Origin of the sequence: Heyndrickxia acidicola (assembly GCF_001636425.1) — a bacterium.
In the GTDB taxonomy this organism is placed as follows: Bacteria; Bacillota; Bacilli; order Bacillales; family Bacillaceae_C; genus Bacillus_AE; species Bacillus_AE acidicola.
Window position 1 is genome coordinate 1,279,529 of the sequence record NZ_KV440953.1, and the last position, 24,553, is coordinate 1,304,081.

Annotated in this window: 25 protein-coding genes; 6 read left to right on the forward strand and 19 right to left on the reverse strand. The window is 38.0% G+C overall.

The genetic code is table 11. The features are described 5' to 3' along the window. Positions 1-107: 107 nt before the first annotated feature. From A5N88_RS05965 to A5N88_RS25780, 10 genes are all read right to left on the reverse strand, one after another. Positions 108-986, reverse strand: coding sequence for a LysR family transcriptional regulator (locus tag A5N88_RS05965; protein WP_066264110.1), 879 nt, complete (start codon positions 984-986; stop codon positions 108-110). Between the two features lie 162 nt (positions 987-1,148). Continuing rightward, positions 1,149-1,439 carry a putative quinol monooxygenase gene (locus A5N88_RS05970; protein ID WP_066264111.1) on the reverse strand — a complete coding sequence of 97 codons (291 nt, stop codon included), beginning with the start codon at positions 1,437-1,439 and terminating at the stop codon, positions 1,149-1,151. A gap of 63 nt (positions 1,440-1,502) precedes the next feature. Next, positions 1,503-2,483 carry a zinc-binding dehydrogenase gene (locus A5N88_RS05975; RefSeq protein WP_066264112.1) on the reverse strand — a complete coding sequence of 327 codons (981 nt, stop codon included), beginning with the start codon at positions 2,481-2,483 and terminating at the stop codon, positions 1,503-1,505. Between the two features lie 185 nt (positions 2,484-2,668). Continuing rightward, positions 2,669-3,331 carry a type 1 glutamine amidotransferase domain-containing protein gene (locus A5N88_RS05980; protein ID WP_066264114.1) on the reverse strand — a complete coding sequence of 221 codons (663 nt, stop codon included), beginning with the start codon at positions 3,329-3,331 and terminating at the stop codon, positions 2,669-2,671. A gap of 690 nt (positions 3,332-4,021) precedes the next feature. After that, positions 4,022-4,360, reverse strand: a complete 339-nt coding sequence (locus A5N88_RS05985; RefSeq protein WP_066264115.1) for a hypothetical protein — start codon at positions 4,358-4,360, stop codon at positions 4,022-4,024. Between the two features lie 134 nt (positions 4,361-4,494). Then, complete coding sequence (locus A5N88_RS05990) at positions 4,495-5,043, reverse strand: GNAT family N-acetyltransferase (RefSeq protein WP_066264116.1); 549 nt, start codon at positions 5,041-5,043, stop codon at positions 4,495-4,497. Positions 5,044-5,203: 160 nt separating this feature from the next. Further along, entirely contained in the window at positions 5,204-5,869 is a 666-nt protein-coding gene (locus tag A5N88_RS05995; protein WP_083953059.1) for a DUF1129 family protein, read from the reverse strand. 540 nt (positions 5,870-6,409) lie between these two features. Further along, positions 6,410-6,862, reverse strand: a complete 453-nt coding sequence (locus tag A5N88_RS06000; protein ID WP_066264117.1) for a GNAT family N-acetyltransferase — start codon at positions 6,860-6,862, stop codon at positions 6,410-6,412. A 283-nt stretch (positions 6,863-7,145) separates the two neighbouring features. Next, complete coding sequence (gene corA / locus A5N88_RS06005) at positions 7,146-8,075, reverse strand: magnesium/cobalt transporter CorA (RefSeq protein ID WP_066264119.1); 930 nt, start codon at positions 8,073-8,075, stop codon at positions 7,146-7,148. Positions 8,076-8,590: 515 nt separating this feature from the next. Further along, positions 8,591-8,836: an HIT family protein gene (locus tag A5N88_RS25780; protein WP_232317541.1), complete on the reverse strand. Its 246-nt coding sequence runs from the start codon at positions 8,834-8,836 to the stop codon at positions 8,591-8,593. Between the two features lie 514 nt (positions 8,837-9,350). Here A5N88_RS25780 and A5N88_RS06015 point away from each other — a divergent pair. Continuing rightward, complete coding sequence (locus tag A5N88_RS06015; RefSeq protein ID WP_066264121.1) at positions 9,351-9,839, forward strand: DinB family protein; 489 nt, start codon at positions 9,351-9,353, stop codon at positions 9,837-9,839. A 30-nt stretch (positions 9,840-9,869) separates the two neighbouring features. Here the strand turns inward: A5N88_RS06015 and A5N88_RS06020 are convergent, their stop codons facing one another. Further along, positions 9,870-10,706: a GNAT family N-acetyltransferase gene (locus A5N88_RS06020; RefSeq protein ID WP_066270298.1), complete on the reverse strand. Its 837-nt coding sequence runs from the start codon at positions 10,704-10,706 to the stop codon at positions 9,870-9,872. 688 nt (positions 10,707-11,394) lie between these two features. Here A5N88_RS06020 and A5N88_RS06025 point away from each other — a divergent pair. Then, positions 11,395-11,853: a hypothetical protein gene (locus A5N88_RS06025; RefSeq protein WP_066264123.1), complete on the forward strand. Its 459-nt coding sequence runs from the start codon at positions 11,395-11,397 to the stop codon at positions 11,851-11,853. Between the two features lie 189 nt (positions 11,854-12,042). Here the strand turns inward: A5N88_RS06025 and A5N88_RS06030 are convergent, their stop codons facing one another. Next, positions 12,043-12,684 (reverse strand): NAD(P)-dependent oxidoreductase, encoded by a 642-nt coding sequence (locus A5N88_RS06030; RefSeq protein ID WP_066264125.1) that lies wholly within the window; start codon positions 12,682-12,684, stop codon positions 12,043-12,045. 241 nt (positions 12,685-12,925) lie between these two features. Between A5N88_RS06030 and A5N88_RS06035 the strand changes: the two genes are divergently transcribed. Then, positions 12,926-13,378: an Rrf2 family transcriptional regulator gene (locus A5N88_RS06035; RefSeq protein ID WP_066264126.1), complete on the forward strand. Its 453-nt coding sequence runs from the start codon at positions 12,926-12,928 to the stop codon at positions 13,376-13,378. Positions 13,379-13,551: 173 nt separating this feature from the next. On the opposite strand, the gene A5N88_RS06040 is transcribed toward A5N88_RS06035, so the two are convergent. The 4 genes from A5N88_RS06040 to A5N88_RS06055 all read right to left on the reverse strand — a co-directional run bounded on the left by A5N88_RS06040 (position 13,552) and on the right by A5N88_RS06055 (position 17,555). After that, on the reverse strand, positions 13,552-13,989 hold the full coding sequence (locus tag A5N88_RS06040) for a S1 domain-containing RNA-binding protein (protein WP_066264128.1): 438 nt from the start codon (positions 13,987-13,989) through the stop codon (positions 13,552-13,554). Positions 13,990-14,446: 457 nt separating this feature from the next. Further along, complete coding sequence (locus A5N88_RS06045) at positions 14,447-15,319, reverse strand: aldo/keto reductase (protein WP_066264129.1); 873 nt, start codon at positions 15,317-15,319, stop codon at positions 14,447-14,449. A 165-nt stretch (positions 15,320-15,484) separates the two neighbouring features. Then, the gene (locus A5N88_RS06050; protein WP_066270299.1) at positions 15,485-16,249 is read right to left on the reverse strand and encodes a putative protein N(5)-glutamine methyltransferase; all 765 of its coding nucleotides are present in this window, start codon (positions 16,247-16,249) and stop codon (positions 15,485-15,487) included. A gap of 421 nt (positions 16,250-16,670) precedes the next feature. Then, positions 16,671-17,555 carry an SDR family oxidoreductase gene (locus tag A5N88_RS06055; protein WP_066264131.1) on the reverse strand — a complete coding sequence of 295 codons (885 nt, stop codon included), beginning with the start codon at positions 17,553-17,555 and terminating at the stop codon, positions 16,671-16,673. Positions 17,556-17,880: 325 nt separating this feature from the next. Here A5N88_RS06055 and A5N88_RS06060 point away from each other — a divergent pair, with 325 nt between their 5' ends. The 3 genes from A5N88_RS06060 to A5N88_RS06070 all read left to right on the forward strand — a co-directional run bounded on the left by A5N88_RS06060 (position 17,881) and on the right by A5N88_RS06070 (position 20,892). After that, positions 17,881-18,294, forward strand: a complete 414-nt coding sequence (locus A5N88_RS06060; protein WP_066264132.1) for a cupredoxin domain-containing protein — start codon at positions 17,881-17,883, stop codon at positions 18,292-18,294. A 240-nt stretch (positions 18,295-18,534) separates the two neighbouring features. Continuing rightward, positions 18,535-19,062, forward strand: a complete 528-nt coding sequence (locus A5N88_RS06065; RefSeq protein WP_066264133.1) for a cysteine hydrolase family protein — start codon at positions 18,535-18,537, stop codon at positions 19,060-19,062. 270 nt (positions 19,063-19,332) lie between these two features. Beyond that, a complete protein-coding gene (locus A5N88_RS06070) occupies positions 19,333-20,892 on the forward strand; it encodes an alkaline phosphatase family protein (protein WP_066270300.1) in 1,560 nt (519 codons plus the stop codon). A gap of 144 nt (positions 20,893-21,036) precedes the next feature. Here A5N88_RS06070 and A5N88_RS06075 read toward each other — a convergent pair whose 3' ends face one another. The 3 genes from A5N88_RS06075 to galU form a co-directional block, all read right to left on the reverse strand. Next, positions 21,037-22,035, reverse strand: a complete 999-nt coding sequence (locus A5N88_RS06075) for an NAD-dependent epimerase/dehydratase family protein (RefSeq protein ID WP_066264134.1) — start codon at positions 22,033-22,035, stop codon at positions 21,037-21,039. A 20-nt stretch (positions 22,036-22,055) separates the two neighbouring features. Then, positions 22,056-23,378 (reverse strand): UDP-glucose dehydrogenase family protein, encoded by a 1,323-nt coding sequence (locus tag A5N88_RS06080; RefSeq protein WP_066264136.1) that lies wholly within the window; start codon positions 23,376-23,378, stop codon positions 22,056-22,058. 88 nt (positions 23,379-23,466) lie between these two features. Beyond that, a complete protein-coding gene (gene galU, locus A5N88_RS06085) occupies positions 23,467-24,360 on the reverse strand; it encodes a UTP--glucose-1-phosphate uridylyltransferase GalU (protein ID WP_066264137.1) in 894 nt (297 codons plus the stop codon). Between the last annotated feature and the right edge of the window lie 193 nt (positions 24,361-24,553).

Genomic DNA, 24,553 nt, shown 5'->3' on the forward strand with positions numbered 1-24,553 from the left:
TTGTTAAATAATTACGATTTGTTCATTAATAAGCAAATCTATAAAAATTGTTCAGTAACTTTTGCACCCGACTTACTTATCACGGTTCAAAGCACTCCCCCACACTGTCAATCTGTTAACCCCTTTTTCAGGTTCTCTATGATTTGTTGAATGGCAGGATTATCTCTTTTTTCCACCTTATAGGCAGCATAGAGCGTATTTTTAACGGAAAGGTGAGGAAATAAAAGGTTTGTTTTCTTTTGCTTTACAGATTCCTGGATTAAATAAAGAGGCAGAATGCTCACTCCCATCCCATGTTCAATTGCCGACAGGATTGCTCTTAAATCCGGAATGACGTGAAACGGTTCAATAAAAGGGCGATCGCCGAAATTCGCCCTCCAATAACGCCGGATGATGGGCAGCTCCAAGCCATAGCTCAGCCATTTTTGTCCGCTCAGCCATTGTTCGATCTCATTATTTTCTAATGCATCCGTTGAATAATCAGGCGGAGCAGTTACGACAAACGTCTCAACATCTATTTTGGTATATTCAATACCTGGAATTTGGAGCTTTTGAGTAGCAATGAATAGGTCAATATGGTCCCTTTGGAGTTCTTCCAGCAATTGAGCCGTTGTACCAAATTGAACGGAAAGCCGTATCTCCAGCTCCTTTAAATTCCCTAAGGCATTTTGTGTAAAATACTCTACAGCCGATCCCAACCGGACAATCGGTTCTGATTTTATTACAGACATATGCCTGATTTCCATTGACATACTTTCCAGATTCTCAATTAAAGGAACAAGCTTGGTATAGAGCTCCTTCCCTTTATCCGTCGGAATCATTTTGCGGGGAGCCCGAATAAACAACGGCTCTCCAACCTCTGCCTCCAAAGCAGCGAGATGCTGACTCATGGCAGGCTGTGTTAATATGCGTGCCTGGGCTGCTGCAGACACGGATCGATGCTTATAGATACTGATAAAGCTCCGATACCATTCAAAATCTATCATTTTGATTCTATTCCTTTCTAGCACTATAACTTTGAGCCATTGAGGGAGGCATTTGAAATGTAGACGGCTTTCTATTGTAAAGAAGCCGCAAATTCCTATCATAAGACTGTATGAATAAGGATTGAGCACCGTCCTGTAATTCGAACGGTGCTGATAGCAGAACTATTCCACAACTTCCTCCAAGCGGTAAACTTCTCTTGTTTCAAGCAAATCTGCAACATTTTTCCTATACTCTTTATAATGCGGAGCCTCCATATGATGTTGAAGCGCTGTTTCGTCTTTCCAGATTTCATAAAACATAAATGTTCCTTTATCATCCAATGATTCATGGAGCGTATATTTTACGCAGCCTTCTTCTTCACGGGATGCAGGAAGCACCTTTTTTAATTCCTCTCTCAGCAGCGGTTCTTTTCCTGGTTTTGCTTTTAAAATGGCTGTAATGATGACGGCCATGGCTTTTCACTCTCCTGTTACGATTTTTTAAAAGAAAGCCTTGTAAGAATAAATGTACACCCCTTACTTTAGTTTCGCTACCATTTTGCCTTTCACATGTCGTTTTGACAGTTCTTCCAGGGCATTTGGTACTTCTTCCAAAGAAATGACTCTTTCCAGCAGCGGCAAGATTTTTTTCTCTGCCACCAAAGCCAAAAATTCGTCCCCTATCCTTGCCAGGTCTTTTTCTGCTATACGATCATGATTGTGATGAATCGCATTTAAAGCAACTTCATGATAAGAAATGACTTTCGTGAAGGGCTTAATCCGCGAATAATCAGGCGCACCTGCAATATGGGCAATATGGCCGTTATAAGCGATCATATCCAAAGAAGCTGTAGCGCTGTCTCTGCTGACTGTATCTAAAACAGCATCTACACCGTGTCCATCCGTCCATTCCATGACTCGCTCTTTTACATCCTCATGTTGATAATCGATTACAAGATCCGCCCCAAGAGAAAGAACATAATCGTGGTTTTTAGCAGAAGCCGTTGAGATCACTTTTTTGCCTGCCAGCTTTGCCAATTGAACCGCAAAGCCGCCCACGCCTCCTGCTCCGCCATGAATGAGGATTGTATCAATGGATGAAAGCGGGAGCTTACGGAATAATGCCTGATAGGCGGTATATCCTGCTGTCGGCAAAGCGGCCGCTTCTTCAAATGATACGCTGTCCGGAATACGGGATATCGTATGGGCCGTTGTAACGGCGTACTCTGCAAAGCCGCCCTTTTTGTTAAAATCACAATGGTAAACGACTCTATCGCCTTTTCTCCAATCCGTCACTCCTTCTCCTGTCTCATAAATTGTACCAGCTACATCCAAACCCAAAATATGAGGGTATTCCCAATTAGGATTGCCCCCTGTAGCTGTTTTATAATCTACCGGATTCAGACCAACTGCATGAACCTCGCCCACAACCTCTCCTTTTTGTGGGCGCGGCCTGTCGATTTCCTCTACTTTCATTGTTCTCCATTCATTTTTTCCTTTTAATAATAACGCTTTCATTCTGTTCTCCTTTCATTTTTTAAGTGCTGTTTAAGCATCGATTGGTGCTTTTCTTTCAATCGGGACATTCTGATTTGGTCCGTCATCATATCTTTACCTTTAAGCTTTACCTGATCGATTAAAAATAAGTTCAAAAAGAGAAGCCTGTACACATTTTGTTATACAGGCTTTCATTGAAATATTATTTACGCTAATTGCTTAGTGACTGCTTTTGCAACACTGATAGTAGATTGCGGGTTTTGTCCTGTAATCAAATTGCCATCTACCTCCAGATGGTCAGACCAGTTGGATGCTGCTTCGAAATTTGCACCTAACTCGCGAAGTCGTGATTCTAACAGGAAAGGCATATATTGGTCTAATGTCGTTTCTTTTTCTTCTGCGTCTGTGAAAGATGTAACTGTTTTTCCTTTTACTAAAGGAGTTCCGTCAGACAATTTCACACCCACCAAGCCAGCAGGGCCATGGCATACAGCCGCTACCACCTTACCAGACTCATACAAGTCCCGAATGATCGCTTGAAGCTTATCATTTTCCGGCATATCGAACATCGTTCCATGTCCGCCAGGAAGGAAAATAGCATCAAATTTAGAAACATCGTTTATTTCATCAAGCTTCACTGTGTTTTCCAAATACTTAGCTGTGTCCAGTACTTCCTGAGGGTCATCCCCTTGTAGACTTCTTTCATCTACCGGCGCTTTTCCGCCTAGAGGACTTGCAACGGTAATGTCATAACCCAATTTATCAAATTCAACATAGGCTTCGCCAAACTCAGAAAGCCAAAGCCCTGTTTCATGGTCCTCATTCATTTTGTCGGCTGTTGTCACAACCATTAATATATGTTTCGACATAAATACATCCTCCTAAAGTCTGTTTTAGTTTCTTTCATCTTACTTACAGTTTCTATCTTAGACCCCTTCTATCTATAATACAAATAATGAAATTATAGCTTTGTTATAAAAATATTTATAGATAATCAGACTATCTTTCATATTGCTCTTATCCATTCCAAGGATATTGTATTCCCACGTTATTCTTTTTTATGTCTTTAGCAAAGGCTCTTTCGTAAACCTTGTTGCTTTTGGACACAAAAATATCATTTTAAATATATGCTCAGTATTAAAACTTGTGAATAGCATACAAAAAGATTCCACGAAGACAGAAAACACAAGGAATAATCCTTTGAACGTAAAACAACAATCTATGGGTAAACAGCTTTAGCAAAAAAGATTACGAAATCAGTTTATATTATAGAGAGCAAGATATCTTACTTAATGTATACCCGCATTTTCATTCTTTTAACATTTCAATATCTGTCAGCTTTTTATTGAATTAGGATTACCTCCTGTTGAAAAAACAAATCATTGACTTGACTTTTAAAGTGAATTTCTCCCGTTGATGAATATAATGCTGAGTCAGCTAAGAAACACTAGATATCAGAAACATTTGCACCAATAAAATACGCTTTTGAATGTAATCAAAAGCCTCTTTGTGTGAATTATGTATTGGCTATAATCTCTAAACAGATATATCGGCAATCGTTACCTGCCTGAATATTGATAAACGCTTCCAACGTCCATTTCTCCATCAGTATTATATTCGACATATGTTTTTCCTTTATCCTGAAACTCCCACAGCGTACCTTTCATTTCTTTATCCACTACACCTATTGTTTTCCAAAAAGGAATAAAACGCGGGATGTGAATACCTAATTTTTCTGCTTCGGGAGTAATAACAACCAATACTAATTTTGTATTCTTAGAAATTAACGTGTTATTTGGTCCAGTATGAAAATGGGGAACAAATAACAAATATTTAGCCCACCACGCCATAAATGAAATAAGTATAATGGTAATTGGGGTCATTAATTTTCTCTTCATATGTCCCCCTATTTTAATCAGCAAAAATATGGTCCATTCCTATTTCCCTCAGAAATCCGGATATCCGCTTCAATCAACTTGGGGCTAACCTTAAATAGAGAAAGCTAAAATGGAGCATCCCACAGCTGAAAGTACTATTTTAATTGTTTCCAGTCACTCTTTAACATGCTAAATAAGATTAAATCTTCGTAATGATCATATAACCACTGGCCTTCACGTTTAATCCCCTCTTCTGTAAATCCAAGCCTTCTGGGAATCGCCAAGCTTTTAACATTATTTACTGCAGCTTGAATTTCAATTCGATTTAAATTCAATTTTTCAAAGAGATAGTTTGCTAATGCCCGCACTGTTTTGGTCATGATCCCTTTCCCTTGAGCATTTTCTGCTAATAAATATCCTATACTTGTAGCTCGATTCTTCCAGTCTATATAATGAAGTCCTATCATCCCGACTAATGTCCCATTGTATCGAATCCCTCCGTCAAACCCATTATTGTTTGCATAATTGGTTAACCATGCAGAGATAACGGGCTCTAAGCCCTCTGGAGATTGTCTTTTATCAACCCATAAAAGCCATTTTCGCAAGTGTTCTCTATTCTTATCTATTAGAGAAAACAATTCATTCTTATGTTCTTGTTGAAACAATTGAATTTCAATCTTTTCATCTACTTTAAAAGAAAACATACTTCTCCTCCTATTACACTTATGAATATCTATTATTCCTTAGGCTTTTTTTATAGACTTACTTATTCATCACAAAACACTGAATAAGACTTCATTCAACTAAATATTCACAATGCATTTCTTTGTTAAAACATTTATTAGGCGCAGGTTAGCATTACACTTAGTGAGTAGAAGCATTAAATAATACTTTATAGGTAATGAAGAAAAATAAAGTCAACAAAGCGCCCTGCCACAATGGTAGACTGTAGGTGAGAGAATAAGATTCTTTTGTAAAAAGGTGTAAGATAAAGGCAAGCAAACCTGGCAAAGTGACTAGTAAAACAAACACTAATCGTTTGGTCCAGTCAATCTGCTTACCAAAAGACTGCCCCTTTACAAAAGATAAGATTAAATATACTGCTGCAGGTAGAAAACTTAGCGTAAAAACTGTTTCAATTAAGTCAAAAGGAACTATCTGAAATGATTTTTTAACAATGGAAGAGACTAGTGCAAACAGAGTATTCACTCCAAATTCTATAGCGAGCAATAAACTGACAATAAAACCTAAATTAACCACTTTTTCTACTACAGATGGGCGAGGCAGAGAAGAAATTAATTCATCGCAATAAGCTTGCGGGTCTTCCCCAAAAACGTCATATGCTGTTTTACCGTCTTTTTGCACTTCTATCAGCTGCTGTAAAATATTCAGCAGCAATTCTTCCGCTCTGCGCTGAGAGACTTTTGAACAGCGTATATAAACTACCACCTCTTTATAAACGTCATCATTTTCTTTAGTTAAATATCTTCTTTTATCAAGATTCATCTGAATCATTTCTTTTATTTTCACTTGCGTTTTTTCTCCTCTTATCCAGCCTTTTTCGGTAAAATCTGTTTATTGCAAATCATGAATGAAACATTCTTCATAATCCTTCCTCTGACAAATCATTTTTTAAGCCTCAATAACCTGTAATACAAAGTATGAATTACACAAATATTACCATATAGTAGATAACTATAATACTAAATTGATATGAAAACAATTTTAATTGGTACGGATAATCAAGACTTCCGCAGATAAAGCAAGTGTCCGGGAGTAGCTCAACCTGCAGGATGATCGGGGCACTTTCTATGTCTCTCTTAAACCTAATATTGACTTCAATCCCAAGTTGATTGAAGCGAAAGGCACGAGACTCCTGCGGGAAAAGCAGGCTTAGGGAGACCCCGCAGGAGCACAGCGACGAGGAGGCTCCCGGCCGGCCGCGGAAAGCGAGTGCCTGCAGCGCAAATCAACCCGCAGGATGATCAGGGCATTAGCAATATCTTAGTTCAATACAAATGGTGAAGAATCTCTTGTTAATTGAAGCGTAATCCGAGTAAAAATGAAAACCTACAAATCTTGAGATAATCGAATCATATCCCTGCACTGAATACCACTTTCAAAGATTTCCTCTGAATAATGCCTTAGAAAGAAATCCATTTCAATACCTATTATTCTAAAACCACATTTTTGATAAAGCGCCAATTGTCCAAGGCTTGAATTACCTGTACCTACTTCTATGGTCTTGAAATCTCTTGCTTTGGCTGTATGGATCGCACTCATTACCAGTTGTTTTCCAATACCCCGTCCTTGTTGTGATTCACACACTGCAATGTTTACTAACTCAACCGTACCTGGTCTTGTAGGCAGCAGAACATAGACACCAATATATTGTTCATCACATTCTGCTACAAAGCATTCTCCCCTTTCTATATACTCTTCAACAAGTAAACGGGAAGGATCCGCTAATAACAATAAATTCATAGGGGGTTTTTCACCCACTTTAAGCTTTCTAATATTCATTCTTAAACCTCCTTTACCAGCCTTACATTCATTCTTTTTGTAAATAACTCTCATTAAACCCAGAATATACAGATATTTCTAGTCCATTTTAACAAAATGGCCTTAAATCTGCCGTTTAATTTTAAATTTCAGCAGAATGAAATGGAACTGGATCTTGCCGCCCTGCTTAAAGCTTAGTTCTAAATTTAAATTCTGTTAAATTCATCAAACAAGAAAAGCCCCATTCATCTGAGAATAGGACTTTTCTTGTTTGTTTTTTTATTGTTCATCGGGTTCATTCAGGCTACATCCACTTTTTCCGTTTGAAATATACCAGCATTCCGCCTGTTACAAGAATCATCAGTATCCATACATATAGGTAGCCGTAATTCCAGCTGTACTCCGGTATATTTTTCAGGTTCATGCCATATAAACCCACGATAAAGGATAGAGGCAAAAATACAGTACTAAAAACGGTCAGTGTCTTCATAATTTCGTTCATCCGGTCAGCCTTCATGGATATTTGCATATCAAGTAATCCGACCAACGAATCCCGGAACGTATCAATGGAATCCACAACCCTTGATATATGGTCATAAATGTCAACAAAGTAGACATCCGCTTCTTTACTTGTATAAGGAAATTTTTGATGGCTGATGGATCCCAGCACTGTTCTTTCTTCTACAAATATCCGCCGTAATTCATGGGTTTTCCTTTTTAGATGAAAAATCTCGTGTGCAATTTTCGCATAAGGGTCCTGATGGATGGCTTCTTCCCATTCTTCCACCTTATCTTCAACATGATCCACGATTTGTACATATTCATCAACGCAGCGATCCATGATGTAATAAAGAATATGGCCAGGATGATTCATCTTTCCTTCTACCTGCTGCAATTCTTCATACAGCTTGTTTAGGATAGGCAGGTTTTCTTCATAAATAGAGATGACGTAGTTCTCTCCTACTACCAATGCAATTTCCCTTGCCTTAAATTGTTCGTCAACCGTAAAAAAAGAAATGAATATATTGTTTTTATACCAGTCCATTTTGGGACGCTGATTCATCTTTAAGCAGTCTTCAACCAAAAGGTGATGGCAGTTAAACATGTCTTTCAAAACATGGTTGATTTCTTCCTCGCTTGGTGAAAGCAGACGAATCCATGCTACCTCGTCCTCCGTCGGTTTCCTTAATTTGCTTGTTGTCATTTTCTGTTCGGCCTTATTGAAAATTAACATATGTACCTCCGGTGTTTTTTACATTTGAATTACAACCTTCTTACATCCAGTTTGTCAACACTGTCTTGTATCCGTTATGCTTCAAATGAAACAATAACCCTTTAATTAGGCACTTCACTCATCCTAACAGAAGAAAGATGCACCATTAAAAGATTTTTTTGCAAGAATTACAGTATGGTGCAGAATTTCCCCTTTTAACCTTTTTGCTGCACGTAGGACAAACAACAAATGAGCTTTCCTGTGGCTGTCTCCTTAATTTAATGGCATAAGCTCTTAGAAACACCATAACCAAAAATAATAATAATGTGATGATAATCCCCATAAGCTATTCTCCCTTTCCCTTGTCTGATTATGATTATCTCAAATTATCCCCAAAAAACAATCTGTTCTTTTCTGCTATTGTCACAGAATGACGGCATTACGCATCTTATCTTTTTGCATTATTTTTTTAGAATTTGCAGCGCATAGCAATTATAAATGCGGCTCTTTTTCAGAAATAGCACTTTTTAGACAGGTCAAATCAGCTTAATTACAACGGCTTGCATCTTCCTTTTAGTATCCTTTAATGCCTTGTAATCATTAGCTGGAAAAGGATCAACAGGCAGATAAAAATCAGCAAAGGATTGATTTCGATAGCTTGGAATCACATGCAAATGATAATGGCCTAGAACATTAAACTCCCCTCCATTTTGAGCAATGGTAATCCCAGCGGGTTTAAACAATACTTGCAGTGTTTTTGAAATAAGAATAGATACGTTCATAATCTTAGCTGCCGTATCCGTATCAAGTTCTATAAGATCCTTGAAATGTTGTTAGGTTAGATTCACGTATGCCCCTCATTAAAAGGATCTCTATCTAAAAGACAGATTATATCTTCATTTTCGAAAACAATATTTACAGTCTCCTTTTTATTTGCAAGCTTGCACCCTAAACATTCACTTTCCAATCTTCATCACACTCCTTTTATCATTAGACTCTGTTAATCTTGCCTGTTGATTTTCACTCCAGGCAATCACTTTCCGAGGGCTTATGCAAGTGCCCCCTGACGCTTGCTTTTGTCGAGATTCCCCAAACATGCTTTTCTAAGCAGGAATCTCTCCCATAAACATAGGAATAAAATTAACATTGTTCTTTAACAGAGCAAAAATTTGTTTCCTTCAATATTTTTTAGATAGCTATATTTTCAGATCACAAAAACAAACACTTGTTCCCCTTGGCAATTGATGGTATAGTAGGAATATGAATGAAAATCATCACAAACGGGAGGATGGTAAAATGAAAGAGGAAAACATTCATATTCTTAATAGATTTAGTGATTATGGGATATGGGTCAAATCTTTACATTATGCAGAGACAGACGTTTGGTGTGCACCCATATCCAAAGGAAAATGGTCTGTGAGTGCAATCATTGCCCACATCACAAATTGGGATCGTTATTTACTTCAAAAAATTATCCCTTCCCTTAAAAAAGGGGATGAAATGACATTTCCTGACTTTGACTCCTTTAATCATAAAGCATCTATGTATGCGGATTCAGGAATTAGTCAGCAAGAATTAATTCAGGAAGCTGTGTCTTCAAGAGAGGCTCTGGTCGATACCCTTATGCATATGCCCGAGGGTGAGCTGACTAAGACTGTACCTTCTAATGGTGTCACCCATTGTCCAAATACAGGAGAGCCTTATTCTCTCATTTACATCATTCAAGAGTTTATTGAGCATGATCATCATCATAAACAGCAAATAATTGAGTTCCTCTCGAAATAAACTCTGCTTGTATCATCACCGCGATGAGGATTACGCAACATCATCCCTTTTTATCCAAATTGATTTGGTGTAGGCGACCGCGACCTTCAGCCCTTCTCTTTCCATATTATTTTGGCTAACAGAACCAAATTTCGCTTGTCCAGTAATTAAATAACAGCCATGAATATAAGCCTGATTAATACGATGGCTGATTAACGCGCTTTGAACACCCCTATTTCTAAATTCAGGTAATGTAGCCGCTGCAGCAAGAGTGGCTATCCCATTCTTCATAAATAGAACACCTATTCCTGCAGGTTCGTTTTCAATAATAGCAAGATAGAAGGTCCAATCTTTGTTGTCATAGAGCACTTCATTATTTTCAGCAACACTCTGTTTTAAAAAAGAAGGCATTTGAAAACCATTGGTATAGATATCCGCAAACAGTCCAAATTCATGCCTTTTTAATTCCCGTATCGTAATGCCTGGTGATATGGATGTTTTTATTATTTGGATATTGCTAGAAAGTGATCGAAATAGAACAGTATGAAAATCATGGTGGTAAAAACCTTTTTTGCTAAGATTGGCAAATAAATCAGGAGAAGTACCTGAAGGAGAAAGTTCGAATCTTGCCGGAATCTTTTTTTTCCTGTAAAAATTAATTATTCTTTCGACTTCCCTCTCATTTCCTTTCTTTAATCCTTTAACAGTATTGAAGGCAGGACCTGGAATATTTTTCACTGTAAATGCGGTGGCACTCTCAAATTTCTGAAATTCCACTCCCATTGGATTTCCCTTTATTTCTTTTATTCCAGCTAACCTCGATATCAAACAATCTATTTCTGCGTTTTCTAATTTTTCTGCTAACGATCTATTCACAACAGTTGGCATTCGTTCACTTCCATATTTTGATAAGCTAAGCATTCGGGCATTTTTTGGGTTAACTTTCACTATATCCAAGGAAAAATAAAGCTTACTGGTTAATAGACATCCTTTTTGCTCTACGCCATCCACTCTATCTATAACCCACATTCATCATTTGTGTTTTTTGGTTTGATAACCTTGCATATTGATTGTCTCTGCATACACTCTCTTTCTCGCAGGAGTTTAGTGTATTGCCTTCAAGCAATACGGGAAAAATTGATATAAATCTTTAAGTGGGTTAATTTTTAAACTTCCATAAAACCCTTGGTAAATCCTTCAAGCAAAAGAAAAAAGCCATTAGCAACAACATTAAGTGTTCCGTTTTGAGGTGCACAACGTTAAATCAACACAAGAACTGGCATACAAATTGACTCTGCCAGTTTTCTTTATATATAAGGCTTTTTAGCGTTTTTTATAGAGAATCGATACCCAAAATGACATAATAATATAAAGGAGAATGATCGTTATTCGCTTAAAAATCGTTCCCAATTAACGTATTAATTCAACTGCTATTTCAATCAATAACTTTATTAAAATACATATGATTTATTTACCTAACGTTTCAGTATACTTTAAGAACGGGTGCTTTTATGGAACAAAAGGTTTCCCATTGTTTGCTCAAGTAATAGCTAAAATAAAATTGGGGAGGATTTTGATGAAATTATATATATTGGCTTCTGTTGTATTAATTTGTGGGATATTTGCTTGTTTGTTCTTGCTTTTGTCTCCTCATAACAATATGTCTATTCATAACAAAAAAAGCTTAACAAACATATCTATACTTTATGTGACTACTCTTCATGCTTCCAATCACGCACCACATTTGAATAATTACAAAGTGACCAATCAAAGCGACGCAAAGGAACTCTACAGTATTTTAATGAATTCAAAACCTTTTCCAAATGGTCCCATATCTTGCCCAAGTGATTCTGGCACTCGGTATCAATTAATGTTTAACGGTAACGGACAATCATTGGATGTCTTAGCTGATCCTTCTGGTTGTGGTTTGACCGTTATTAATAGTTCTGACAATCGAATGCTTTGGAGTGAAAAATTTTGGACCATTTTAGCCAAAGATGTTCATTCCACTCGATTTGATATGATGGGAAAATAAATTAACTAAAAATCTTTTAGAACATCTAATGAGTTACCATTAATTCAAAGAGTGCTTTAGTTTAAGACAGCTTCAATGTCAATTGAAACTTAAATAAAGTAAAAATGGCTTGTAAATCTGATGTCAGTTTACAAGCCATTTATATCGGAACCCTTTAAACACAAACTAACCGCGTTTGTCACTTGCCTCTTATTCTTTTTCACCTACAACAGTGAATCGTTGATTGATATGCTGTGGATGTTCAATTTCATCCAAAACAGCAATCGCATAATCAGCATAGCTAATATAGCTTTCACCATTCGAATTCTTTAGCAGTATGTCATGTCCCTTTTGATAAGAACCTGTTCGTTTACCTGCAGGATCAAAGAATGCCGCAGGACTAATATAAGTCCATTGAAGATCATTTGCCGCTTGCAAATCATAAAGGTTTTGCCCCATATTCTTAGCGGTTTGCAGATAAGCTTCAGGAAAATCAGGTGTATCAAATACTCTAACTGATTTTGTTTCGTCCGCAAATAAGCTTCCTGCTCCCCCAACGACAATTAATCTTGTTTTTTCAACCTCTTTAAGAGCCTCAATTAATACTCTCCCAGCTTCCACGTGCTGAACTTCTTGTCCAGGGGCAGCATTAAATGCATTAATTACAACATCAAATGGTTGCAAATCCTTTGCTTTCAAGTCAAAAATGTTTTTTTCAAGAGCTTCAATGCTTTTATTCTGTATTTTGGAAGCATTCCTTACAATTGCTGTAACAGCATGTCCCCGCTCTGCTGCTTCTTTTAACAGCTGGCTTCCTGCCTTTCCGCTTGATCCAATAATTCCTATTTTCATAAAGGTTCTCCTCCAGTATTACAATCAACTTATTTGTAACAATAATAATTACATGTAATTATTTTAATTACAATTGATTTGCATGTCAATATATTTTTAAAAGCTATTACTGAATAGCCAGGTAACTTTTAAACCCGATTTTTGGCTAATTGCTTTAATATCGTTCAGAGATGTAATGACTTGTATTACAGGTTGAATCCGATATAATAGGATTACAGTAAGATAAAGAAGGTGGAGTTCATTGTCAATCAGCACCCGTTTTGCAGTGGGAATCCATATACTCTCACTTTTGGAAATAAACAAAGAAGGCGTTAATACTTCAGAATATATTGCTGGAAGTGTTAATACTAATCCAGCACTTATTAGAAAAATTACGGGGATGCTTAAGCATGCAGGATTAGTAAACGTACGTCCTGGTGTGGCCGGGGCCGCTTTAGCAAAAGACCTGTCAGATATTACTCTGTTGGATGTTTATAGGGCAGTTGATATACAGGATAAGGAGTTATTTGGCATTCATGACAATACGAATCTGGACTGTCCAGTTGGCCGAAACATTCAAAGCGCTATAACACCTTTTTTTTCTATAGCTGAAACTGCCTTAGAAAAGGCTTTAGGTGTAATCACACTCGAGGATGTCGTGAAGGATATCAAAATGAAAGAGCAACAGAATATTAAAACATCGAATACAGACTAAATTTCCCAACAAACAGAAAAGAAGGATAAATATGGCAAGCACCTGATTTTATTAAACTTTCTTTCTGTCCATTTGGTTTATATTTATAATTAAAGTATAAGAAGAGAACCTAACAAAAAAACCCGAACATTGTTCGGGTTTTTTAAAGGCTGTACCTGGTTTCCAGGAATTTCTTAGCCGCGTCTTCCGCCTCTTCCGCCGCGTTTTGTTTCAGTATTGCGTTTTAGGGATGATAAGTTTTCTTCGCTGACTTTCAAGAAACGGGCCATTTTATCTTCAAAGCTCTCAGTAGGCTTAAAGTTTCCTTTCGAACGATTGTCAAAGCGTCCTTGGCGTTGTGGCGGACGTTTTGTGAAGGAAGAAGCTTCACCTTCTGGTCTTTCGATGGCTTTTTTGATGGATAATGCAATCTTTCCATCTTTTTCACTAAGTATTTTTACTTCTACTTCATCGCCAACTTTAAGATGTTCATTTATATCCTTTACATAGCTGTTCGCTACTTCACTGATATGGACAAGACCTGTTTTTCCTTCCGGAAGCTCTACGAAAGCTCCGAAATTGGTGATGCCTGTTACTTTCCCTTGAACCTTGTTCCCTACTTGAATTGACATAAAAATAGTTTTCCTCCTCAATAATTAACATGCGTTGTGGCTTCTCAACAACATTTTATGTTACTTTCTTACTTAAAGTAAAGGTATTATGTCATATTTCTATGATAAAACATGAATATATATTCAAGAGTCCCAGTATACTGGTAAACTTTAAGTCATAATGATTTACTCACCTTTGCTTTTATAACATTATACTTAAACATGTGGGTATTTGTCATCAGTGTATACCCATAGCGAATCAAAAATAACGCTTACTTCATTATACCACATGACGTATAGCTATTATAAGTAAAGCTGAAAAAGTTCAGTATTTCTAATATCCTGCTTTTACGCATCATCTTCCTGCTATAAATATTTTTTTAATATAGTTTGCAATGGATATTTAAACCATCTTATAAAAAATAAAAATAGATCCAAAAAAGGAGCGGCAAAATTGTTTGCCGCTCCTTTTTTGGATCTATTCAGATACAGCGTTGCTAAGTGTCTCAAATTCTTCATCAGATAGCGTAATCCCAGCAGCTGCGATATTTTCTACTACATGGTCTACGGAGGAGGTACCCGGAATAGGAAGAATGACCGGTGAGCGTTTCAGCAGCCATGCGAGAGCCAGCTGAGCCGGTTTAGCATCATGCTTTTTAGCGAGCTGATCGAGAGGACTTCCTTCTTTCGCGAGTTTTCCTGTCGCCAGCGGGAACCATGGAATAAACCCAATCTGGTTGGCTTCACAATATTCCAGTACGGCTTCAGATTCACGATTTGCTAAATTATATAAATTTTGTACAGTAACAATATCTGTTATTTTAGATGCTGCTTCCAATTCTTCGACACTGATTTGACTTAGACCGATATGTCGGATTTTCCCTTCTTTTTTCATCGCAGCCAGTTCGCCCACTTGATCTTCAAGAGGAACTTTTGGGTCAATTCGGTGTAATTGGAGCAGGTCAATTTGTTCAAGTCCAAGATCACGAAGGTTTAATTCAACCTGCTGACGTAAATATTCCGGCCTTCCAACTGGACGCCAATCGTTAGGTCCACAGCGAGTAAGCCCCACCTTTGTAGCAATGACTAAATCCTCTGCATAGGGATAGAGAGCTTTTTTTATCAGATGGTTTGCAACAAAAGGGCCGTAGGAATCCGCTGTATCAATAAAATTAACGCCAAGCTCAGCAGCTTTTTGAAGTACACGAACCGCTTCCTCCGGGTCGCGGGGATCTCCCCACACACCTTTTCCTGTTAATTGCATAACGCCATATCCAAGGCGTTTAACCTCCAAATCTCCCCCAATTTTAAAAGTTCCGGATGCATCGCTTGTAACATGTTCAACTGCCATTTTAAGATCTCCTCCTTGAACGTATGTCTTACATGATTATTATAAAGAAGCAGCCTGTTAATTAAAAATTTTCTGACTTGAAGTCAGAAAAATATTTCCTTTTTGTACATACCCTTATTAAAAAATGGAAAACAACCATCTCCCATTTCTTTCTAATAAAACTTTTCATCCTCCTGTCTTTTGTCCGATCACAACAGTAACATCCAATTCCTTTGAGAGAATCTTCTTTGGAGCCAAGCCGAATAAGGAAAAGATTTCTTCAGTTTTTTTAGCCTGCTTCATACTCGTCTCCATTAATAAGTGGCCGCCCTCTGCCAGCCAAGGTAACGCTTCTTTGACTACCCTGCGCTGGATATCCAGTCCCTCTTGGCCGCCATCCAGTGCAATTAAAGGCTCATGCAAGCGCGCCTCAGCAGGAAGCACCGCCATTCTCTCGGTGGGAACATAAGGGGCATTCGCTGCTATAACATTCACCCTGCCAAGCAGTTCGGCGGGCAAAGACTCGAAAAGATCTCCCTCTAAAACATGGCCCGCAGTGAGGTTGATCATAGCATTGGATACCGCCCTTGGATCAATGTCGACTGCATAGATATCAATCGCTTCCAGTTTCTTGGCTAATACTGCAGCCACTGCTCCTGTTCCGCAGCACATGTCAACCAACACATCTCCAGGACTTGCAATCTTTACCGCCTGGAGTGCAAGGAATTCTGTCCGTCGGCGTGGTACAAAAACTCCCGGGTTAACTTCGATTCGGTAACCGCAGAATTCTGTCCAGCCAATAATATGTTCAATTGGCAAGCCTGCCTTCCTCTTTTCGATCATCTCAGTAAGACGCTCCAACGAATCCGCCTCAGATAGGAGCAGTCCTGCCTCCTCTTCAGCAAATACACAGCCTGCAGTTCTGAGCACGTTAACGGTTGCTTCAAACATTTCCTTTTTTTCATCTAAAGCACGCCGGTCACCTAAGTTTTCTGCCCCTTCCAATTCTTTAATTTTCTTTCTTTTTCCTATACTATCGGAGTAATTCTCTAAGTTCTCAGACCTCTTTTTCGTATTTATCTTTTTCTTCCCCTTTCATATACACTTTTACACTTAATACAGAATTCATTCTCTGCTTTTTATCCTATTCCTCCTTTGTCATCTTTTTTTAAATGTTGTTGACTCTTCATTTTGAATATCTCTCCGTGTTTCACTTTTAGATACCATTTCATTCTAAATTTCTATTACAAGATTTAATCAACTCGGAGTTATCAGAGACTAAAAATTAAAACAAGAATAAAAAATCAGCTTTAATGCGGCTGACATCAAAGCTGATTAAAAAGAAAGATTCTGATGAGTGTTCAACAACAGCTTAAGCTAATTCGATTCCACCTGTCACTCCATATACCTGAGCAGTGACATAGCTCGAATCCGCAGAGGCTAAAAATACGTATACACTAGCTAATTCGACTGGCTGCCCGCTGCGTTTTAATGGTGTATTTTGTCCGAATGTCGGTATCGCCTCACTAGGCTGTCCTCCGGAAATTTGCAATGGTGTCCAAATTGGCCCAGGTGCAACAGAGTTGACGCGGATACCTTTGGAAGCAACTTGCTTTGCAAGACCACGTGTAAAGCCGGTAATGGCAAATTTTGTTGAAGCATAATCCAACAAATTAGAACTTGGATTGTACCCTTGTACGGAAGTAGTCGTTATGATGGACGCTCCTTCCGGTAAATAAGGCAATGCTGCTTTTACCACCCAGAATAATGAAAATACATTGATTTCAAAGGTTTTGCGCAGCTGCTCTGTTGACAGATCTTCAATCTTTTCTACCGCCTGCTGTTTCCCTGCCACCAATGCCAGGACATCTAAACCATCCAACTCGGAATACGCTTTTTCCACTAGCTCCTTACAGAAGGATTCATCACTTAAATCCCCCGGAATCAGTATGGCTTTTCTGCCTTCTGCTTCAATCAGCTTTTTCACTTCTTCTGCATCTGCCTGCTCCTGTGGCAAATAATTGAGGGCAACGTCTGCCCCTTCTCTCGCATAGGCAATAGCTGCTGCACGGCCAATACCTGAATCTCCTCCAGTTACAAGCGCCTTTCTGCCTTTTAACTTTCCAGTTCCCTTGTAGCTTTTTTCACCGCAATCAGGCTTTACATTCATTTCCACTTGAACTCCCGGCGGCTCTTGGTATTGTTTGGGATAATCTTCATTATAGTACTGCTTAAGTGGATTTTCAGGCTTTGTCATCATCATCTCTCCTTAAGTCAATATTATCTGCATCTTATACCTGCAATTCTTTTTTGTATTTCTATAAAAATTGCTAGATAATTGCTCTTTTTTGATTTCCCTATTCTTTTTTGCTATAAACATACATTCCTTTATTAACTGGATAGAGATGTTTCTATCTTTACTAGCCATTCCCATTTAATTTATTCATATTCAAACCAACTCACGCAGATGAGGGAGTATCTTTAATTAAACGAAGGGGCTTTTTGCTTATTTTACACAACCTTAGCTCTGTGATATATTTTAAAAGTTCAATATAAAAATATGTTTTGAGGTGAATATGATGATGAAAAAGAAAATAGTTATTTTCGGCGCAATGTTACTCTTAGTATTCGCCATCCTTGGCGGCTGCGGAAGCAGTACCAAGCAGAATTCAGCAAAACAAGACAGCACTGCCAAAACAGGTACAAAGGCAACTCATGTATCTCCACCGGGTAAAACAGAAGATGTTAAAATTGAAGCAAAAGATTTTGAATATGATAAAAAGGTCATTCGTGTAAAAAAAGGGGATAACGTGAAGATTACTCTTCACAGTGATGATGGCGGCCATGGATTTACAATTCCAGCATACAACGTCACCATCAACGGCAATGGAAGCGCTGAATTCACAGCCAATAAAGCCGGTACGTATGAATATCATTGTTCCGTTATGTGCGGTTCAGGGCATTCAAAAATGACGGGAAAATTAATTGTAGAATAGTCATTTAAAGCTATTTTTATAAAAAGATCACTAAAAAAGATAGGTGAACGAGCAACTCGCTAGCTCACCTATCTTTTTCTATGTCCAATCGATATTTACCATTATATTATATAGTTAATTTATCAAAATATTCCCTGTATTGACAGTGTTAACAATGCCTAAATATTTCCTATCATCACCTTGAACGATTTATTTACCATTTGGTATAGTATAAAAGAAACCTATAGGAAGAGTGATCGTATGCGGCAGGCTTTAGTTATAGTAGATATGCAAGAAATTTTCTTCAACCATCCCCAATACTTTTTATTTCATCATGAGCTTTTAGTGACGAACATAAACGACCTCATTAAGCAAGCTCATTTAAAAAATATTCCCGTCCTCTTCATCCAACATACGGATCCAAACGAAGAGAGTGCTCTCTTTGAAGGGAAAGAAGATTGGCAGCTCCATAAAAATCTGCTTGTTTCCAATAGTGATAAAATAATCAAAAAGTCCAAATGGGATGCCTTTTATCAAACCGAACTTTTAGACTACTTAAAATCTCATGATATTGAGCAGCTTATTTTTGCTGGAGCACAGACAGAGTTTTGTCTTGACACAACCATTAGAGCCGCCTTCAGCTTAGGCTTTCAAAAGAATCTGCTATTTAATAAGACCCATAGTACTTTAGATGGGGCTGTTTTACCTGCAAAGGATATTATTCATCATCATCAGGCCATTTGGAATAACCGATTTTTAACTGTTATGGATGGCGAAATTTCATTATAAATATTTTTACAGAGAACGGTGAGCGCCGTTCTTTTTTTGTATATGAAAGGCTCCATAAATGCTAGATTTTTCTTCAGAAAATAACATTTTAGTACTTTATAATCTTGTTTTCTTTTAAATAAAACTATTTGCTAGATACACATTTAATAGTTTTCAAAAAGTAATATATCCTTAACCCTTCCTATACAAAACATTAACTTTTACTTCACAATCCTATTCTATATTTATAAAGTAAGTTATTTAAAACATAGGGAGCTGAAGATCTTGAAGATGAGAAAATTAGCAACAAAGAAAACCGCACTTGGACTTGCATCCGGTATCCTGGCAGTAAGCAGTCTTTTTTCTGTTCCAAGCTTTGCATCAACACCAAAAACTGTTCATTCCATTAACAGTACAAGCCACCGCTACCATCAGATTAAACGGGTTTTAATGATCAGTGTTGACGGGATGCATGCTAAGGATCTTGCCAACTATGTAAAAAACCACCCTCATTCTAATATGGCTGCTTTAAGTCATCGCGGAATTACATATACCAATGCGTCGACTTCTAAGCCTTCAGACTCTTTCCCTGGCACATTGTCAGAAGTTACGGGAGGTTCTCCAAACTCAACGGGGGTATTTTATGATGATAGCTATGATCGTAAGCTTTTGCCTCCAAAAGCATGGAATCAAGGGGATAAACCAGGTACGAACGTTTTGTACGACGAAACCATTGATAAGGATTTGAATAAACTAAATGGTGGAGGCGGAATCAATCCTGATATGCTTCCACGCGATCCTGTAACCAAAAAACCGGTATATCCTCACAATTATGTAAGGGTAAATACGATTTTTGAAGTAATTAAACAAGCAGGTATGCACACTGCATGGGCGGATAAGCATTTGGCCTATGACCTATTAAATGGCCCATCAGGAAAAGGGATCGAAGACCTGTATACACCAGAAATTGCAGCCAATGGGGATGCTACAAGAAGCATTGCAACTACTGAAGTAAATGATGATTTAAAGGTAAAAGCGATTTTAAACGAAATTGACGGTAAAGATCATTCAGGTAAAAAAGCTGCCCCTGTACCAGGCATGTTCGGTATGAACTTCCAAGAAGTCAGCGTTGCGCAAAAACTTCCTGGTAATGGCTATAAAGATGGCAAAGGAACACCTAGTGCAGGTCTTGCAGAAGCATTTAAACATACCGATGAATCACTTGGAAAAATCGTCAATGAATTAAAGAAAAAAAATCTGTATGATTCTACAATGATCGTTCTGACTGCTAAACACGGACAAGCTCCTATGGATCCTGCTAAAGTGAAAATAACCGATAAAAACCTGATTACGGATGGTGTTCCATCAAACCTGATTGCTCATATGACGACAGATGATATCGGGATGATCTGGCTGACTGACCAATCGAAAACAGCCGAAGTGGTAGCTCAAATCAATAAGAATAAGAAAAAAGCGAACATTTCGGAAGTAACTTCGTATGTTACAACCCCTTCAAAATGGTTATTCAATAACCCTGCTAAAGATTCCAGGGTACCTGATATCGTGATCCGCCCTAATGATGGAGTGATCTACGCAAAACCAGGCAAGAAGATTGCCGAACACGGCGGTTTCAGCAAAGATGACACAAATGTTGCGTTATTAGTATCTATACCTGGATTAGAAAAAGGAATGACGGATAATTATGCTGTTCAAACAACACAAGTAGCACCGACGATCCTAGAAGCACTAGGTTTAAATCCTAACAAGCTTCAAGCTGTACAAAAGGAACATACAAAGGTATTGCCTGGAATTGATAAAGAATTAGATGGAAAGAAAGAGAAACACGAGTAGAAAGATAGAAAGTAATAAGAAATAGCAGCCGGGGATTTGTCTTCGGCTGTTTTCACATCAAAAATATTGCACTATATTGAATCAGAATTAAAAAAGTGGGTATATCCTCCCTACGTTTCTACATGTGGAGCAGTTTCCTGATATTTATTTCTCAGGCCTCCATGAATAATAATCCTTGAACCACAAACTAAACTTTTTAATTCCTTCTTCTATCGACGTATTCGGTGAATAATGAATTATATTCGTTAACTCACTAACATCTGCATATGTTAATGGAACATCCCCCGCCTGCATAGGCAAGAAATTCTTCATAGCTTTTGTATACAATTCCTTTTCTAAAACACTAATTAAGTCATTTAGAAGCACTGGATTTTGATTTCCTATATTGTAGATGTTAAAAGGAGGATCGGATTCTTGTAGAGGAGCTTTCTTCATAAGGCGGAAGATTGATTCAGTTACATCATCTATATAAGTAAAATCTCTTTTCATCAATCCCTGGTTATAGACATCAATCGGCTTCTTTTCCATCATTAATTTTGCAAATTTATAGGGAACCATATCCGGCCTTCCCCAAGGACCATAAACGGTAAAAAAACGCAGTCCCGTTGTTGGGATGTGATATAAATGGCTATAGGAATAGGCCATCAATTCATTGGCCTTTTTAGTAGCAGCATATAAGCTTACTGGGTGATCTGTACGGTGTTCTTCTGAAAAAGGAATGTCCTTGTTCCCTCCATATACGGAACTTGATGATGCATAAAGCAGGTGATGTACATCGTAATTCCGGCAGCATTCCAAAACATTGAAAAACCCTACTAAATTGGATTGAATATAAGTATGGGGATGATCGATACTAAACCGCACTCCTGCTTGTGCTGCCAGGTGGATGACCAGTTTAATAGGGTATTGCTCAAAGAGGCTTTCCAGCAGCTCAAGATTCTCAATCGATCCTTTAACAAATTGGAAGTTTGGATTTGATTTGAGGGTTTTTAATCGTTCGTTTTTTAATGCAGGATCATAATATGGATTCATATTATCTAAACCCAAAACATAGTATCCTTCTTCTAATAAGCGATTTGAAAGATGAAATCCAATAAAACCTGCACATCCTGTTACAAAAAGATAGGTAGTATCACTCTCCACCGTTCATTGCTCCTTTCATTCTAGCATCCTTTTGCATCATGCGCTGGTATGCCAACCCCTGAATAATGAAAACCCAATGATCGTATATATACTGGATTTAATGCATTTCTGCCGTCCATTATATATGGCTGGTTTACCAAGCCCTTTACGGTTTTCCAGTCTAACTCAACTACTTCCTTCCACTCTGTCAACACTAAAATGGCATCTGCCTTTCTAACCGCTTCTATAGGCTCAGAAGTATACAAGACTTCTGAAAATACTTTTTTCATATATTCCGTTCCTTTCGGATCATATGCCGTAACAATGGAATCATTCTGTAAAAGCTTTTGAATAACTTTTATCGAGGACGCTTCACGAATATCATCTGTTTGAGGTTTGAATGTAAGCCCGAGGACAGCAATTCTTTTGTGAGTTAATGATCCTAGTTTATTTATTAGTTTGTCGATAAACCAATCAATCTGACTTTCATTTACTTCTGCAACAGCCTTGAGTATTTGCAAAGGGCTATCTTGTTCATGGCCTAATACAGTAAGCGCCTTTATATCTTTCGGGAAACACGAACCTCCGTATCCAATGCCAGCCTGCAAAAATTGAGGGCCTATTCTTGAATCCATTCCCATCCCTTTGGCTACTTCCAAAATATTGGTTCCGACCTTTTCACTTAATCTTGCCAATTCGTTCATATATGATATTTTCATAGCTAAATAGGCATTTGATGCATACTTAATCATTTCTGCATTTTTTACTGTTGTAAACAAGAGTACAGAATGATACTTGCTATAAAGCTCTTCCATCACTTTTTTCGCTTTTTCGCTGCCAATTCCGACTACCACCCGTTCTGGATTCAAAGCATCATAAAGGGCTTTCCCTTCTCTTAAAAATTCAGGGTTTGACACAATGTCGAAGGAGATTCCCACCTTCCTTTTATTCAGCTCTTCTTGGATGATTTCAGTTATTACATCTCCTGTACCGACAGGAACGGTACTTTTCACCACAATCGTTTTATAGCGATTCATTCCTTTACCTATCGTTCTGGACACTTCTTTTACAAAGGTTAAATCAACTTTTCCATCGTCCTGCGAGGGAGTGCCAACAGTGATAAACAAAAGATCGCAAACTTCAATACTCTTACTCAGTTCTGTCGTAAACGATAGATCACCTTTTGATTTAAGCAACAATAGTGCTTCCTCTATGCCTTCTTCAAAGAAAGGAAGGCAAGACCGATTCAACTTTTCTATTTTTTCCTTGTTATTATCAACAAGGATCACCCTATTCCCGTTTTTAGCTAATGCTACCGCAGTAGTAGTTCCTACATATCCTGCACCAATAACCGTTATGTCCAAAATTTCACCTCATTCACTTTCTAGATGTCTCATCCTGCTTAAAGCATTGAAAAACAAAAGTGGTCGCTGCTACCATATTCTGACGGTTTTATATTTCATCTTCCATACTTTCAAGGGATATCCTTTCCTTCAGATATTGCAGCATTTCCTTTCTTAAATCCGGCCTCCGTAAAGATAATTCTATATTTGCCTGTATAAGTCCCATTTTACTCCCAATATCATAACGATGTCCTTTAAACCAATAAGCCAGCACGCACTGTGTTTGATTCAGAATGTTAATCGCATCCGTTAACTGAATTTCTCCTCCGGATCCTGGTGGGAGGTCCTTCAAAATAGGAAAAATTTCTGGCCTTAAAATATATCGCCCCATAATGGCTAAATTAGAAGGTGCCTCATCCATCAACGGTTTTTCAACAAGCTTCCCAATCGGAATGACCTGCCCTTCTAAACTGGAAGTCTTCGGTTCGATGATTCCATAACTGGAAATTTCATTATCTTCTACCGGTTGGACTCCAACTACAGAGGATTGATAATAATTGAAAACGTCCAATAACTGTTTCAAGCATGGTTCTTTGGATTGAACAATATCATCTCCCAACAAAACGGCAAAAGGCTCATTATTCACAAAGGTTCTGGCGCAATAAATAGCATCCCCTAAACCTTTTGGTTCCTTTTGTCGGATATAGTGGATATTCGCCAATGCTGAAATGGCCTGGACTTCCTTAAGCTGATCCAGCTTGTGTTTCTTTGTCAGTGTTTCTTCTAATTCATAGGATTTATCAAAATGGTCCTCTATAGAGCGCTTTCCGCGTCCGCTAACGATAATAATATCCTCAATTCCTGAAGCTACGGCTTCTTCTACTATATATTGAATTGCCGGTTTATCGACGATGGGAAGCATTTCCTTTGGCATTGCCTTGGTCACGGGAAGAAATCTGGTTCCAAGGCCTGCTGCAGGGATAATTGCTTTTCGAACTTTCACTTTTCCTCCTCCTCGGAGATAGAACTTTTCATATACTATGAGAAAAATGCGTGGACTGTATAGGGGGTTTGCTTATGTCAATTTATAATTTCAGGGATTTCTTCTAAACCGCGTGCCACAGCAGCCCCCATTAATTGTTCTTATAAGGGAACCGCCCTGTACAAATCCTTTCAACATACATAACCTATAATGA